Source organism: Hyphomonas atlantica corrig., from assembly GCF_017795365.1.
In the GTDB taxonomy this organism is placed as follows: Bacteria; Pseudomonadota; Alphaproteobacteria; order Caulobacterales; family Hyphomonadaceae; genus Hyphomonas; species Hyphomonas atlantica.
In genome coordinates this window covers 2,022,680-2,036,777 of record NZ_CP051254.1, presented here as the reverse complement: position 1 = coordinate 2,036,777, position 14,098 = coordinate 2,022,680, and the positions used below count along the sequence as shown (strand labels likewise).

General features: G+C 57.7%; 12 protein-coding genes. 7 read left to right on the top strand and 5 right to left on the bottom strand.

Translation table 11 applies throughout. The features are described from left to right. Positions 1-97 precede the first annotated feature (97 nt). The gene (gene ald, locus HF931_RS09985; RefSeq protein WP_035554719.1) at positions 98-1,213 is read left to right on the top strand and encodes an alanine dehydrogenase; all 1,116 of its coding nucleotides are present in this window, start codon (positions 98-100) and stop codon (positions 1,211-1,213) included. Between the two features lie 17 nt (positions 1,214-1,230). Here the strand turns inward: ald and HF931_RS09980 are convergent, their stop codons facing one another. From HF931_RS09980 to HF931_RS09970, 3 genes are read right to left on the bottom strand one after another with little or no spacing between them, the layout of a single operon-like run. Further along, the gene (locus tag HF931_RS09980) at positions 1,231-2,043 is read right to left on the bottom strand and encodes an aminotransferase class IV (protein ID WP_273239943.1); all 813 of its coding nucleotides are present in this window, start codon (positions 2,041-2,043) and stop codon (positions 1,231-1,233) included. Further along, positions 2,040-2,624 (bottom strand): anthranilate synthase component II, encoded by a 585-nt coding sequence (locus HF931_RS09975; RefSeq protein WP_035554717.1) that lies wholly within the window; start codon positions 2,622-2,624, stop codon positions 2,040-2,042. The genes HF931_RS09980 and HF931_RS09975 overlap by 4 nt, the downstream gene beginning before the upstream one ends. Further along, entirely contained in the window at positions 2,621-3,994 is a 1,374-nt protein-coding gene (locus HF931_RS09970; protein ID WP_273239941.1) for an anthranilate synthase component I family protein, read from the bottom strand. The genes HF931_RS09975 and HF931_RS09970 overlap by 4 nt, the downstream gene beginning before the upstream one ends. 181 nt (positions 3,995-4,175) lie before the next feature. On the opposite strand from HF931_RS09970, the gene HF931_RS09965 reads away from it, so the two are divergent. From HF931_RS09965 to HF931_RS09940, 6 genes are all read left to right on the top strand, one after another. Next, on the top strand, positions 4,176-4,823 hold the full coding sequence (locus HF931_RS09965; protein ID WP_273239939.1) for a PepSY-associated TM helix domain-containing protein: 648 nt from the start codon (positions 4,176-4,178) through the stop codon (positions 4,821-4,823). 62 nt (positions 4,824-4,885) lie between these two features. After that, the gene (locus HF931_RS09960; protein WP_273239937.1) at positions 4,886-5,626 is read left to right on the top strand and encodes an ImuA family protein; all 741 of its coding nucleotides are present in this window, start codon (positions 4,886-4,888) and stop codon (positions 5,624-5,626) included. After that, positions 5,514-7,238 (top strand): Y-family DNA polymerase, encoded by a 1,725-nt coding sequence (locus tag HF931_RS09955; RefSeq protein WP_273239935.1) that lies wholly within the window; start codon positions 5,514-5,516, stop codon positions 7,236-7,238. Before HF931_RS09960 ends, HF931_RS09955 begins: the two co-directional genes overlap by 113 nt. Continuing rightward, positions 7,235-10,492 carry an error-prone DNA polymerase gene (locus HF931_RS09950; RefSeq protein WP_035554711.1) on the top strand — a complete coding sequence of 1,086 codons (3,258 nt, stop codon included), beginning with the start codon at positions 7,235-7,237 and terminating at the stop codon, positions 10,490-10,492. The genes HF931_RS09955 and HF931_RS09950 overlap by 4 nt, the downstream gene beginning before the upstream one ends. Before the next feature lie 81 nt (positions 10,493-10,573). Beyond that, a complete protein-coding gene (locus HF931_RS09945) occupies positions 10,574-11,020 on the top strand; it encodes a hypothetical protein (RefSeq protein WP_035554709.1) in 447 nt (148 codons plus the stop codon). Between the two features lie 21 nt (positions 11,021-11,041). Beyond that, positions 11,042-11,983 carry a VOC family protein gene (locus tag HF931_RS09940; RefSeq protein ID WP_272982218.1) on the top strand — a complete coding sequence of 314 codons (942 nt, stop codon included), beginning with the start codon at positions 11,042-11,044 and terminating at the stop codon, positions 11,981-11,983. Positions 11,984-11,988: 5 nt separating this feature from the next. On the opposite strand, the gene HF931_RS09935 is transcribed toward HF931_RS09940, so the two are convergent. After that, positions 11,989-13,482 carry a PepSY-associated TM helix domain-containing protein gene (locus HF931_RS09935; RefSeq protein ID WP_051602868.1) on the bottom strand — a complete coding sequence of 498 codons (1,494 nt, stop codon included), beginning with the start codon at positions 13,480-13,482 and terminating at the stop codon, positions 11,989-11,991. A 17-nt stretch (positions 13,483-13,499) separates the two neighbouring features. Continuing rightward, positions 13,500-14,087 carry a hypothetical protein gene (locus HF931_RS09930; RefSeq protein WP_035554704.1) on the bottom strand — a complete coding sequence of 196 codons (588 nt, stop codon included), beginning with the start codon at positions 14,085-14,087 and terminating at the stop codon, positions 13,500-13,502. Between the last annotated feature and the right edge of the window lie 11 nt (positions 14,088-14,098).

Here is a 14,098-nt window from a genome sequence, read left to right as displayed (position 1 = left end):
TCGCGGCACAATTCATACTAATTTTCTGGACATTAGGGCATAAAATATACGATATCCGCGAAAATAGAGGTAACATCACCTGCCGGGAGTTGCGAGCATGCGGATTGGCGTTCCAAAGGAAATCAAGAATAACGAATTTCGGGTAGGCCTGACCCCGGAAAGCGTCAGCGAGTTTGTCGCGCGTGGACACACCGTTCTAGTCGAAACTCAGGCCGGCATGGGCATTGGCGCTGCAGACGATGCCTATCGCGCCGTTGGTGCTGACATCGCGGACACGGCGACAGATGTGTTTGCCAGCTCAGACATGATCATCAAGGTGAAGGAGCCCTTGGCACCGGAGCGCGCCATGCTTCGCGAAGGTCAGATCCTGTTCACTTACCTGCACCTCGCCCCGGATCCGGAACAGACCCAGGATCTGATGAAATCAGGCGCAGTTTGCATCGCCTATGAAACCGTCACGGATCGCACAGGCGGATTGCCCCTGTTGAAGCCCATGAGCCAGGTGGCCGGTCGACTTGCTGTGCAGGCTGGCGCGTCTGCACTCGAAAAAGCCAAAGGTGGCCGCGGCGTTCTGATCGGCGGTGTTCCGGGCGTGCGCGCGAGCCGTGTGGTCGTAATCGGAGGCGGTGTGGTTGGCTTCAACGCGGCTCAAATGGCCGTGGGCATGCATGCCGATGTGACCATTCTGGACCGCAACCCCGATGTGCTCGAACGCCTCGCGACGCATTTTGAAGCAGGCGCAAACACGGTCTACTCCACGCGTGCCACACTCGAGCAGGAAATCGCGCAGGCTGATCTCGTGATCGGCGCTGTGCTCGTACCCGGCTCTGCAGCGCCGAAGCTGATCACCCGCGAAATGCTTTCCATCATGCAGCCCGGCGCCGTCATGGTGGATGTCGCGATCGATCAGGGCGGCTGTTTTGAAACCTCAAAGCCGACTACGCATGACGCCCCAACTTATGTGGTGGACGACATTGTTCACTATTGCGTCGCAAACATGCCGGGCGCTGTCGCCAGAACCTCTACCTATGCCCTCAACAATGCCACACTTCCACATGCGCTGCGGATCGCTGACAAGGGCTGGAAAGATGCATTGAGGTCAGATCCTCATCTGACAGCGGGACTGAACGTATGGAACGGAAAGGTCACGTGCGAAGCGGTGGCTGAAAGCCTGAAGCTAGATCTGACGCCTCTTACCGCAGCCCTGGCCTAATTGCGACGACTGCGGGGTCAGCGACCAATCAACTGGCTCCGCAGCGCTTCACACCCTTCAGGCAGCAACGGCTCAAAGTGAGTGGCCTCAAATCCCGACACAGGTTGAAACAGTCGCAAGCTGTTCGTCAGGAAGACGCGATCAGCAGCCAACAAATCACTGCGCGATACTGACCTTTCGGAAACTACAAACTCGCCGATGTATCCCCGCTCAAGCACCCAATTTCGTATCACGCCAGGCAAGGCTCCGTCATCAATGGGTGACGTCACGATATCTCGTCCCAACTGAACGAAGACGTTTGCCGCTGTCGCACAGGATAGATTGCCTCCCGGCGAAAAGAAAAACGCATCTCCAAACCCGGAGGAGACTGCAGCACGTAGAGCAACAACATTATCCGTATAAGACAAAGTCTTGTGCCGCGCATTTATAGAGGTCGGATTGCGCAGAATCTCGCTCTCTTGGACGTGCACGGCGGGCAAAGGCACGCTAACATCATAGTCTGTCAAATTCGCCAAAATTGTCGCGCCACCGGACACTTCTCCGGCCAGCCCTCTACCGCCCGCGCCTCTCGTGACGGTAACGCGCAGCGCTCCGGATGATTCGGGCGGGGCAGCTTGGTCCATCGCCCCCTCAACCTGAGAGCGTTGCAGAGGGATGCCAAGAGCGACAGCGCCATCCAGAAGGCGATCAATATGCGCGTCACGCATCATGATCTGCCCACGAACTACCAAGGACGTGTCGAACACTCCGTCTGCCAGCAACAGCCCTCGGTCTCTGACATCGAACGAAACGGAATGAACCGGACTGGATGATGGTTGAAACAAGTTCATAGTCGAGGCCACGTCTTACTGAGTTGCACGAAGTTGCCAATCAACTCCGCACCATATTCGGTCAGGATTGACTCTGGATGGAATTGGACACCGAAGAGCGGTTTCGAGATATGCGAAAGCGCCATGATTTCACCTTCAGCAGATACCGCGTTCACCATGAGTTCGTCGGGCAATTCATCAAACTGTGCGACGAGGGAATTGTACAGCCCAACCTCGTATGACCTTGGCAGCCCTTCAAACAATTTTCCACTCTGGACGGACAATTTTGTCGTGCGGCCATGCCTCGGATGACCAGCCCTGACAATCTTGCCGCCATACACTTGCGCAATCGTCTGGTGGCCGAGACACACTCCGAGAATCGGCAACGCATCGCTGAAATGGCGCACGACATCGAGGCAAATTCCGGCCTCGTTCGGTGTACAGGGTCCCGGTGAGAGCACGAGCGCGTCTGGTTCCAGATCGGTTATCTCACTCAGCGTGACGCGGTCACTATCGATGACCATCACGTCTGCGCCTGCACAGGTCACATACCTTGCCAGGTTGAATACAAAACTATCGCGATTGTTGAGAACAAGGATCATGACGAGTTCTCTTGCGCAAATAGCCCAGGCGCTATCCGCTCCGCCTTCAACTCCGACTCGGCGAGTTCACCTTGCGGATCAGACATCAGCGTAATGCCTCCCCCTGCCAGCAGCACGCTCTCTTCAGGAAGATGGTCTATAGTACGTATAAGGATGTTGAAATCCATCGCACCATCGAAGCCGACATACCCAACCGCTCCGCAATACGCGCCGCGCGGTCTTTGTTCCAGTTCGTCAATAATCTCGATGGCCCTCAATTTGGGCGCCCCTGTGATAGATCCGCCAGGAAACACTGCTGAGAACAAATCAACGCCGTCCTTGTCTTCGGCCAGATCGCCTTCGATGGTCGAGACAAGATGGTGAAGATTGGAGAATGTCTCAAGCCTGCAGAGTGACGTAACCTTGACCGAATCTGGCGCACACACGATTGATAGATCGTTCCGCAGGAGGTCAGTAATCATTATATTCTCTGCACGGTCCTTCTCGGACGCCAACAACTCGGCCTGAATGTTAGCGTCGACTTTCGGGTCTGATGCCCGCCGCATCGTCCCCTTGATCGGTTCTGCGACAACACGCCTATCAGCCGACACAGAGATCAATCGCTCCGGTGACGCGCTGGCCAGTATTCGCCCACCAAAATGACCAAAAGCCGCGAACGGCGCGGGTGTTCGCTTTCGCATCTCGAGATAATTGGTAAACGCATCATCTGCGCCCAACTTCTCACTTATCCAGTTTTGGGCAATGTTTGCCTGATAGATGTCGCCATCCAATATGTATTCCTGTGTACGCTCAACCGCTTTCACGTAGTCGATAGCCCGGTCAGGACGTTCCCATTTAACCGACGCCACAGGGGTGGCTAACTCGTCTGATCCCGCAAGCGCTGCCAATACCTTCGATATTCGCTGATCTGCAAGATCTTCGTTTTGGCCTTCATCAGGAGACGTGAGACCAGCGGACATAATCCAGGTCTTTCCCTGCACATGATCAAACGCCAAGAGCGTGTCGTACAAACTGAATTCCGCCATATCGGATTGTGCAACATGGCGCGAATGGAACCGGCTATGGAAGAGTGGCGCAGCATCATAGGCCACATAGCCTGCTGCGCCGCCCTGAAACGGTGGTCCGCCAGAAATTCGGGTTCGAGGTCGTGCCGTCACCCACCGGCGCAACATATCCATGCTGGCAGCAAATTCAGTTTCGGTCGCCTGGGCGGTCAGGCGCATGGTCGAAACCGGCGCCACACAAAGATACGACCATCGCGACGATGGGTGATCCGGATCTGCACTATCCAGCCACAACATGCCCAGCTCACGATGGAAGACAGCTGCAGCATGTGCAGGATCACATTGATCTAACAAAACGTAACGCATTCGGACCCAACTCAGAGATGAGAAACCTCTACAGATCAATAGAGTGCGCGACATAAAAGGCACGTAATGATCGCAGCAAATTCATGCGAATGACTTGCAAGAGCATTTCCGGCCGTGTTACGACGCCGGGCAACAGTGGCGCGCACCTCCCCACGCGACATCAATAGCGGATTCTGTCTCCATGAACTCTTCTCCTGCCGCCGCTGCCAAGCGGGCTTCCTTCAAGATGTTCGTCAAGCGTCAGGTGCGTACAATACATTGGATGTCTGGCGCGGTCTGTCTGGTCGGCATGATCCTGTTTGCGTCCACGGGGATCACTCTCAACCATGCAGGAATTCTGTCTGCAAAACCAAAAGTGGTCGAGGGAGAAGTCGTGCTGCCAGAGGAGATGGCACGCCAGCTTCAGGAGACTCTGGAAGACGGCACACAATTGCCTTTGCCGAAAGAAGTGGCACGTTACCTGAAGTCTGAGACTGGCTTCGATTTGATCGGTCGCACCGGGGAGTGGACCGAGTACGACATCAACATCAGTATTGCCCGCCCCGGTGGCGATGCCTGGGTCAGCATCGATCGCGAAACAGGCGACGTCCTGTTCGAGAAGACCAATCGCGGCGTGGTTGCCTACCTCAACGACTTGCATAAGGGCCGCAACACGGGAATAGCCTGGACGTTATTTCTGGATCTGTTCGCGATTGGCGTGATCATTTTCAGCGCGACTGGTCTATGGCTACTGCAGATGCAGGCCGCTCGCCGTAACAGCACATGGCCACTGACAGCAGTAGGCTTCGCCCTGCCCGTTATCCTTCTCCTGATCTTCGTTCACGCCTGAGGAATTTCACCTCAGCAGCGGCGCGCAGTTGACTCTTCTGCGGCAGAACAAATAATGAACATATGGAGCATGCACCACTTCCCCTGAAGGATGTTTTTCATCTGTCACCCCCCCGGGACCGGCCCAGTCTGGCCTTCCCCCTCGGGCTGGGGGATGCAGGCCTGCATGAAATCTGCGAAGCCTCGCATGGGGATTTCGCCGCCATGACGGGCTTTGCCCTCGCGGCCAGAGCGCATCGCAAAGGCCCGATTGTCTGGATCCGCCAAGCCGGCCTGAAACAGTCTCATGGTCTCCTCCTGCAAGCTGGCTATCGGGAGATCTCAACAAATATATCCCCCTGCCTGACAATCACGCCCCGCAAACTTTCCGAAACCCTCTGGGCGACTGAAGAAGCCATTCGCTCAGGTGTCGCAGCGCTTGTTATCGCAGAACTGGAAGACACCGACTTCACAGCATCTCGTCGCTTGGCATTGGCCGCCGGTCGCCACGGCGTGCCTGTGCTTCTGCTAATGCCTTACAGCCGTGATGGTGCCACCGCCGCCAGTGCCCGTTGGCGTATATCCCCCCGCCCGTCCTCCCCGAACCGTTACGACCCGAAAGCCCCCGGAGCGCTCCGCTGGAAGGCTGTGCTCGAACGGTCCCGCCAGGCCCCGCACATGGCCGGGCAATCCTTTGATCTGGAGCTTGATGATGAAACGCTATCTTTGCGTGTGGTGTCCGGATTGGCCGCTGACCCGGTTGCGACGCGCCCGTCGTGGGCACAGGACCGGATCGGCCCGTCCCATCTCCGACAAAGCGCCTGATCCCCACCAGCCCTTCGTGCTGCTGGAAAACGGCGCCAAGGGCCTGCGCGTAGCGGCCGCCAATGAACCTGTCCGACAATTGGGGGTTACAGAGGGACTGGCCTTTACAGACGCCCGCGCCCGCGCGCCCAATCTCGTCGCCGAGGATCTGGACCCCGTCGCCGATGCGAAGGCCCTCGCAGCCCTTGGTGACTGGATGATCCGATTGTCGCCACTTGTCGCGATTGATGGCACAGATGGACTCATCCTTGAAACAACGGGATGCGACCACCTCTATGGCGGTGAGCACGCCATGATGGAAATGCTTTCCAGCCTGTTGCAACGGAATGCCATTCCACACCAATTGGGTCTTGCCAGCACACCGGGTGCAGCCTCGGCCCTCTCCCGCGCTGCGCCGGGCACCTGCCTGAAGGAAGGCGAAGAACAGGCTGGCCTTGCCGATCTGCCCGTCGCCGCCTTGCGCCTGTCTGCTGATGCCGAAACCCTGCTAAGACGGTTCGGGCTGACACGGATTGGCCAGCTCTACGGTATTGACCGCAAGGCGTTGGGACGGCGTTTTCAATCGCGATCCGCCGCCGATGCTGTGCTTCTCCGGCTCGATCAGGCCCTTGGCCTGCGCCATGAACCCCTTGCGCCTCTGCGTCCGATGCCACTCCGGTCAGCCCGGCTGAACTGTCCGGAGCCCATTGCCACCAGCGAAGCTATCAAAATCGGCCTTGAACAGCTAACACGGGAAGTGTGCGAAGCGCTCAGCGCCACAGGGATCGGCGCACGATGCTTCCTACTTACGGCTTTCAGATCAGATGGCTCCCGGTCGGACATCGCTGTGAAAGCCGCCCGCCCTGTACGTGAGCCGAAGCATATTCTCCGCTTGTTCCGGGAACGGATTGACACGATTGATCCAGGGTTTGGCATAGACCTCCTCCTGCTCGAAGCCCATCGCACCGACGCCATGGAAACCAGCCCCATGGCGCTGTCAGGCGATCTCGCCTCAACCGACATGGACGCCATCGCCTTGTCCGCCTTGGCCGACCGGATCGCAGCCCGGCTTGGAGAGGGGGCGGTCAGCCGGGTCCAGCCCCGCGAAAGCCACATGCCAGAGCGCGCCGAACCTCAGGCGCGATTTGACGGGAGCGCCCCGATTCCGGCCATACCCAGCCCGACTGCCGGGCCACGACCCATCCGCCTGCTACCCTCACCGGAACGGGTCACAGTTATGGCCGAAGTGCCTGACGGCCCGCCCTTGCGCTTCATCTGGCGACGCGTGCCGCTTACAGTAACCCGCGCCGACGGGCCAGAACGCATAGCACCAGAATGGTGGACTCATATCGCCGCCCCCCAAACTCCCCCCTCACTGGATGGGCAAGCCCGCCCCTGGCTAACCCCCAAAATGGATCCCCGCGCGGATGCCGCACAGATTGCCCATGTCCGCGCTGACCTCGAAGCCATGCTGGACGCCCCCTCCGAACCGGTAAAACTCCTGCCCCGCGCACGGGACTATTACCGTGTCGAGGACGCATCCGGACGACGATACTGGCTGTTCCGCGAAGGACTTTACGGAGATGGTCGCGGCGGACCACCGGAATGGTATGTCCACGGTCTTTTTGCATGACTGAGTACGCAGAACTCTCCGTCACAACGAACTTCTCATTTCTGCGTGGAGCTTCACACGCAGAGGAACTCGTCCTGACCGCCAAACAGCTCGGGCTCACAGCCGTCGGTGTTGCAGATCGCAATACGCTCGCGGGCGTCGTGCGGGCGCACATCGCAGCGAAAGAGGCTGGCCTACGCCTTCTCATCGGCGCGCGCCTTGTCCCAACCGATGGCCCGGAACTGATTTGTTACCCAACTGACCGGGCCGCTTATGGCCGGCTGTCACGTCTCCTTTCAGACGGAAAGCTGCGCGCGGAAAAGGGCGACTGCCTGATCACGCTGGACGATATTCTCGCACATGCAGACGGACAAGTATTCATCTTCCAGCCACCAGAACGGTTGGACACGACCTTTGCAGAGACACTGGAACGCTTCGCAGCGCATACGCCGGGCAATGTCTACGCTGCTGCAACCTATGCCTATCATGGCCGCAACCGTGAACGGATCGCTCGCATTGCCGATTTCTGCGCGCGCCACGGCGTACCAATCATTGCGACAAATGATGTCCTCTACCACACTCCGGAGCGACGCCCCCTGCAGGATGTTCTCACCTGCATCCGCACGCATTGCACCATCGAACAGGCTGGCTATCAGCTGGAGGCCCATGCGGAACGCCATCTGAAAAGTCCGGAAGAAATGGCGCGCCTGTTCAGAGGCTTTGAGCCTGCTTTGCGCCGCACCGTCGAGATTGTGGATCGCTGTCAGTTCAGCCTCGATGAATTGGCCTATGAATATCCTGATGAGCCCGTGCCTGCCGGAAAGACCCCACAGGAACACCTGACTGACCTTACTTGGAGCGGCGCACATTGGCGCTACCCAGAGGGCGTTCCCGGCAAGGTCAGCGCCGCCCTCAACAAGGAACTCGCCCTGATCGAGGAGCTGGACTATGCACGCTATTTCCTGACCGTACACGACATAGTTGCCTGGGCACGCGAGCAAGGCATTCTCTGTCAGGGGCGTGGCTCGGCCGCGAACTCGGCAGTCTGCTATTGTATCGGGATCACGAATGTCGATCCGGCCCTGACCAGCCTTCTGTTTGAACGTTTTCTCTCCAGAGAGCGCAAGGAGCCGCCAGACATCGATGTCGACTTCGAGCATGAGCGCCGCGAGGAAGTCATCCAGCATGTCTACAAGCGCTATGGCCGTCACAAGGCTGCGCTGACAGCAACAGTGATTTCCTATCGCCCCCGTTCTGCTGTTCGCGAGGTCTGCAAAGCACTTGGCCTGACCGAAGATGTTTCTTCTGCACTTGCCGGAACGGTCTGGGGCAGTTGGGGCAGCGCCATCAATCCGAACCAGATCCGGCAGGCCGGACTGGACCCGGCCAATCCCATGATCCGCCGCGCCATCCTGCTGACCCAGCAATTGATTGGCTTCCCTCGCCATTTGTCTCAACATGTTGGCGGCTTTGTCCTGACACGCGGGCCGCTGGTCGAAACAGTCCCTATAGGGAATGCCGCGATGGATGAGCGCACATTCATTGAATGGGACAAGGACGACATCAATGCACTCGGCATCATGAAGGTGGACGTGCTCGCGCTCGGCATGCTCACCTGTATCCGCAAGGCATTTGACCTGCTTCAATTGCACAAGGGGCTGGAGTTCTCGCTCGCCACCATTCCGCAAGATGATGTGGCGACCTATGACATGCTTTGCGAAGGCGACAGTCTGGGTGTCTTCCAGGTCGAAAGCCGGGCACAGATGAACATGTTGCCGCGCCTTCGCCCGCGCACCTTCTATGATCTCGTCATCGAAGTGGCCATCGTGCGGCCTGGCCCCATTCAGGGGGATATGGTCCACCCTTATCTGCGCCGCCGCAAAGGGCTGGAAACTGTAACCTACCCGTCTCCAGCGCCAGAGCATGGCCCCCCAGATGAACTGGAACGCATCCTCAGCCGAACATTGGGCGTGCCCTTGTTTCAGGAACAAGCCATGCAGATCGCCATGGATGCCGCGAAATTTTCAGCCGACGAAGCCAATGGCCTGCGCCGCGCAATGGCCACTTTCCGAAAAGTCGGCACGATTGGAAACTATCAGGACATGATGGTCGGTCGCATGATTGAGCGGGGATATGATTCCGCCTTTGCCGCACGTTGTTTTGATCAGGTCAAAGGGTTTGGTGAATATGGCTTCCCGGAAAGCCATGCAGCCTCCTTCGCACACCTCGTCTATGTGTCCAGCTGGTTGAAATGTCACCACCCGGATGTTTTCTGCGTTGCGCTGCTGAATAGCCAACCCATGGGGTTCTATGCTCCGGCCCAGATCGTTCGGGATGCGCGGGAGCATGGCGTGGAGATTCGTCCCGTTGATGTGAATTTGTCAGATTGGGATAATACGCTGGAGCCTACCGATGGCAGGTATTGCGCAGTACGGCTCGGCTTTCGGCAAGTTGACGGCTTGCGCGAAGACGAGATGGAAGCGCTGATGGTGGCGCGGGGACATGGCTATGACCGGCCGGACGACATACGCCGCCGCGCACGCGTCAGCCGTCGATCATTGGAGTTGTTGGCAGCGGCGGACGCCTTCGGCTCCATGCAGCTCAGTCGGCGCGAAGCCCTGTGGAGTGTACGCGGCGAGGCCAGCGGCAACACACTGCCCCTGTTTGCAGCTGCGGACGCTGCTGAGCAGGGCCAGGAACAAGCCCCTCAATTGCCCATCATGCCTGCGTCAGAACAGGTTTTGCAGGACTATCAAACCACGCGTCTCTCTCTCAAGGATCACCCGATGTCTTTCCTTCGCGAAGCCTATGAGCGGATGGGCGCTGTTTCGACACGCGAGGCCTGTAGCCTGGCAAATGGCGCGCGCGTCCAGACAGCCGGCGTCGTACTGGTTCGCCAGCGCCCCGGCTCAGCCAGCGATGTCTGCTTCATTACAATTGAAGACGAAACAGGCATCGCCAACCTCGTCGTATGGCCAAACGTATTCGAGCGATTCCGTTCTGTGGTGATGGGCGCGCGCATCCTGCTGGTGAAGGGGCGGGTCCAGACCGCAGACAATGTTACCCATATAGTCGCAAATCAGTTGATCGACCGAACCGGAGACTTGGCCTGCTTGTCCGAAGACGCGCATCAAGACCCGCTGAAGCAGGCCCTTGATCGCGCCGATGAGGTCACCCGCCCCATTCCGGAGCGCAAGGGTCCGCCCCCCCAGCGCTCAGGCGGACGCCACCCGCGCAACGTCCGGGTCATTCCTCGAAGCAGGGATTTCCACTGACAGGGCCTGAAAGAAGCCCCCATCAATTGACATATCATTATACCCTTTTACCGTGGTGGAAAATCTACGGAGCCTCCCGCCATGAATCAAACCGCCCAGCACTTTCCCTTACTCGCGCGCGGCTGTGGCAGCTGGACAGGAACCTACACCCACATAACTCCGGAAGGTGACGTGCTAGACCGGCACCAGGTCGACACGCATTCGTCTTTTCCGCTCGAAGCAGATGCAGACTTCGTTCTCGATATCCGCAACACCTGGAGCGATGGACGGGAGACACGCATAACACTGAAGGCAGATCACAGGAACAATCGCCTGGAATGGCAAGATCGCCTCGACGGCTGGATGGAAGAGGTCGACGATCGGACAGTGTATCTCAACTTCACCTATGCAAATGACCCCTCCATTCGAGTTTGTGAGATGATCCAGATCAGTGAAGACGGCCAAAGCCGGGCTCGCACATGGCACTGGTTCAAAGATGACAAGCTCTTCAAGATCACGCTGACAAACGAAACGCGCTCCACATTATAGTCCGATCAAGGATCTGGTTTCATGACCTCCCCAAGTCAAACCCCGAAAACTCTCCGCATTCACGGGCCCATCATCTCGTCGAGCGACGTAGAACGACACATTGCACTCTTCGCCGCATTCGGCCTTGAGGAAATTGGTCGTCTGGAACGGACCGCACCGGAAACCTCCGAAATCTGGGGAACACAGGATCAGGAAAGTCTGGAAGTCACGCTTCAAACGCCCGGAACGCAATTTGGCGTCAGGCTCATCCAATTTTCCCCCGGTACGGATTTCCAGATCCGGAACCCGGCGCGTGGTTCCGATAGCAATGCCCTAAAAGTGATCGACTTTTACGCACCTGATCTTGATGCGGCCATGGCTGAAATCGAAAAATCCGGATTCCGCTTCAAAGCAGAAGTCGCAGACTATGACACACCAGAAGGACGCTTCCGTGAAGCGCACCTGTGGGGACCAGACGGAGTTGTTTGCGCGCTTATCAGCGGTGATCCTGACAGGTTTGAATCTCTTGCGACGGTTCGTGACAGACTTGTCAGCGAGCCCCAAAGCATTTCCGGCCCCGTACAGGACCAGGAGCCCACATTATCCTTTCTGGAAGACGTGTTCGGCCTGACAGTGATTCATCGATATGGACTTGACGATGAGAGCTTTGACGCACTTGTTGGCAGTGCGGATTCCATGAAGCTAAGAGCCTGGAATGTTGGTACAAAGACCAGTGAGCCCTACTTTGGGATCATAAACTACGGCTTGCCCGCGGGCTCTCAGACGTCCGTGTTCGAAACGGCCCGGCCTCCCGCTCGTGGACTATTGGGCGCCACGCTATTGGTGGAGGATATTGCTCCTGTTTCGAACCATGCAAAGGTTGAAGCTGTTGAACAGAACCTTCCCGGAATCGGACGCTGCAAGTCAGTAACCCTACAGGGGCCAAACGGCGCATGGTTCCAGGCTCTTGAGACGAAAGAATAGCGCCCTCAAGCCGCCTCAGTCTCAGAGGCGCGCACGCTGCGGGGTAGCTCCACGAACGAGCCGACTGCCCTGAACACGAACAATGCGCCAATGACAACAAGGCCAACAGACACGCCAACCGCGTATGGATTTGACCACACCAGTTCGCCGCGAATGAGATGGATCGCCGGCGCGGCCAGCATGGCAAGACCAGCGCCCCCTCTGTAAAGTCGCCCTGCTTTCGCTGCCGTCAGCCATACGCAGGCGGCTGCGGCCAACAGGATCGACCCAAGCCAGTAGACCGCGATCAGCATGGCAACACCTATACCCATCAAGCTGGCTGTGAGCGTCACAGGCAGCATTGCGGTGCTCCCCCATATCCAGCCGCTCCACATCGCCTCAAGCCGAGGGGCCGAGCGTCCCTTTTCCCGACGTTTGAGGAAATAGATATTCAAGCCCGTCGCAACGATGATGCACAGCATGATCCCCAGACCAAAGTAAGCCGCCTTGATCCAGAGGCCACCATAGTCGCCAAAGTGCAATTTATACATCGACAGCGCGATCTGCTGCCCTGCCGGACCATCAGAATTGTGACCGGTTGCGAGCAATTCGCCATCTGTTGAGTAAGTGTATGTCTCTCCATAAATCAGGCGGTCGGTTTCGTCGCTATAGAACTGGATGTGCTGGCTCTTCTGTCCAGGTTCATGCACCACGATCAGAAACGGATTGGCATCGACGACATCGCGCGACAGATTGATCATCGCCGTGTCCACGCCCGTCAGCGGCACGGGTGTTTCATCCGGCTCAAGCACCTCGCCGCCAAAGATGGCTTCGCTCAACTTGCTGGTATCACCGCCATAATTTGTCTGCGCGAACACGAGCGCCGCCACTCCGAACAAACCGATCATCGCTCCAGTTCCGGCCACGGCCACCAGGAAAGGTGTCGTCCAGACGCTCAACCGATTGTGCAAATCCACTTGCGCCAGCCGCGCCTGACCTGAACGCTTGAACCGGAACGCATCCCTGAAAATGCGTGGATGCGCCAACAGGCCAGAAATGGCCATAGAGACGAGCATCACGCCAAATATCGCTACGATTATGATGCCAAAACTGTGCGGCATGGTGAGATAGTAATGAAGCTCGATCAGGAATTCGTTCCACGGCGCTTCCAGCTTTGCAACAAACGTCCCGGTCTCACTCACGGCGTAAGACCCGTTGTCGCCGCCCACGACATAGCGCGGCCAATCCTCACGAGGGAGATATACGTACAAATGGGTCGTATCCGGATCGCGCTTCAGCAATTCATCGGCGGAAGACTGCACGATTGCAGGATCAACCGAATGTACGACCGGCGTGTTCGCTTGCTCCCACCACTCGATTTCGTCTTCAAAGACCGCGACCGTTCCGCTGAGGCACAGAACGAACAGCAATGCGCTAATTACCAACCCCATCACAGAGTGCGCAGACAAGGCAGAGTCCACACGTGCGCTGGAAGATTTTGGCCAGATCGTTTTTGCCATGAGCTTGTCCCGACGAATTAAATGAAAGCTGCAGCCAATGCGACTGCACACGCGCCAAGCGCATAGAGGGTCCGATGCAGTTTACGCTGTTCCATCAACAACAATGTACTCAGCAAGGCCCATGCAACCAGGCTGAATAGAAACGCTCCGACCGCTGCGTTTGCAGGATTGCCCGTTTCCGGAACCGTGACGCGCAACAGCGCGCCTCCTGCATAAAATGAGATCACGCCCGCGACAGGTCCTGCAAGCAGGAACGTCCAGATACCCGAACCGACGGCTGTTGCTTTTTGGACAATTGATGCGGCCTGTGGGGGCGTGTTTTCAATCGTTCTGATGCGTATTGGCGCATGCATTCCATTAGTGCCCAACAAGCCCGGCCAGGTAATCAGTCCCGCGACGACCAGCATCAAAATGGATGCGATCTGCGCAACACCTCGATCCATGTTCACCATGAACCAGACAAGGAGGCTCGAAAGCACGAGAGCCCAACCGACCACAAGCATCACCGGACGCCCCGGCTTGCGCCACACTGAGTAGAGAAGCGCCAGGCCAAGCAGACCGCCCAAGGCAGCGAGCGTTGCGAAAATGTAGTCGGTTGGGCTCATATGAGTCTCGG

Coding starts and splice junctions, on each gene's coding strand:
- HF931_RS09945 (WP_035554709.1), top strand. CDS start 10,574: ATGAATCAAACCGCCCAGCACTTTCCCTTACTCGCGCGCGGCTGTGGC.
- HF931_RS09970 (WP_273239941.1), bottom strand. CDS start 3,994: ATGCGTTACGTTTTGTTAGATCAATGTGATCCTGCACATGCTGCAGCT.
- HF931_RS09960 (WP_273239937.1), top strand. CDS start 4,886: ATGGAGCATGCACCACTTCCCCTGAAGGATGTTTTTCATCTGTCACCC.
- HF931_RS09965 (WP_273239939.1), top strand. CDS start 4,176: ATGAACTCTTCTCCTGCCGCCGCTGCCAAGCGGGCTTCCTTCAAGATG.
- HF931_RS09975 (WP_035554717.1), bottom strand. CDS start 2,624: ATGATCCTTGTTCTCAACAATCGCGATAGTTTTGTATTCAACCTGGCA.
- HF931_RS09980 (WP_273239943.1), bottom strand. CDS start 2,043: ATGAACTTGTTTCAACCATCATCCAGTCCGGTTCATTCCGTTTCGTTC.
- HF931_RS09940 (WP_272982218.1), top strand. CDS start 11,042: ATGACCTCCCCAAGTCAAACCCCGAAAACTCTCCGCATTCACGGGCCC.
- HF931_RS09950 (WP_035554711.1), top strand. CDS start 7,235: ATGACTGAGTACGCAGAACTCTCCGTCACAACGAACTTCTCATTTCTG.
- HF931_RS09930 (WP_035554704.1), bottom strand. CDS start 14,087: ATGAGCCCAACCGACTACATTTTCGCAACGCTCGCTGCCTTGGGCGGT.
- HF931_RS09955 (WP_273239935.1), top strand. CDS start 5,514: ATGAAACGCTATCTTTGCGTGTGGTGTCCGGATTGGCCGCTGACCCGG.
- ald (WP_035554719.1), top strand. CDS start 98: ATGCGGATTGGCGTTCCAAAGGAAATCAAGAATAACGAATTTCGGGTA.
- HF931_RS09935 (WP_051602868.1), bottom strand. CDS start 13,482: ATGGCAAAAACGATCTGGCCAAAATCTTCCAGCGCACGTGTGGACTCT.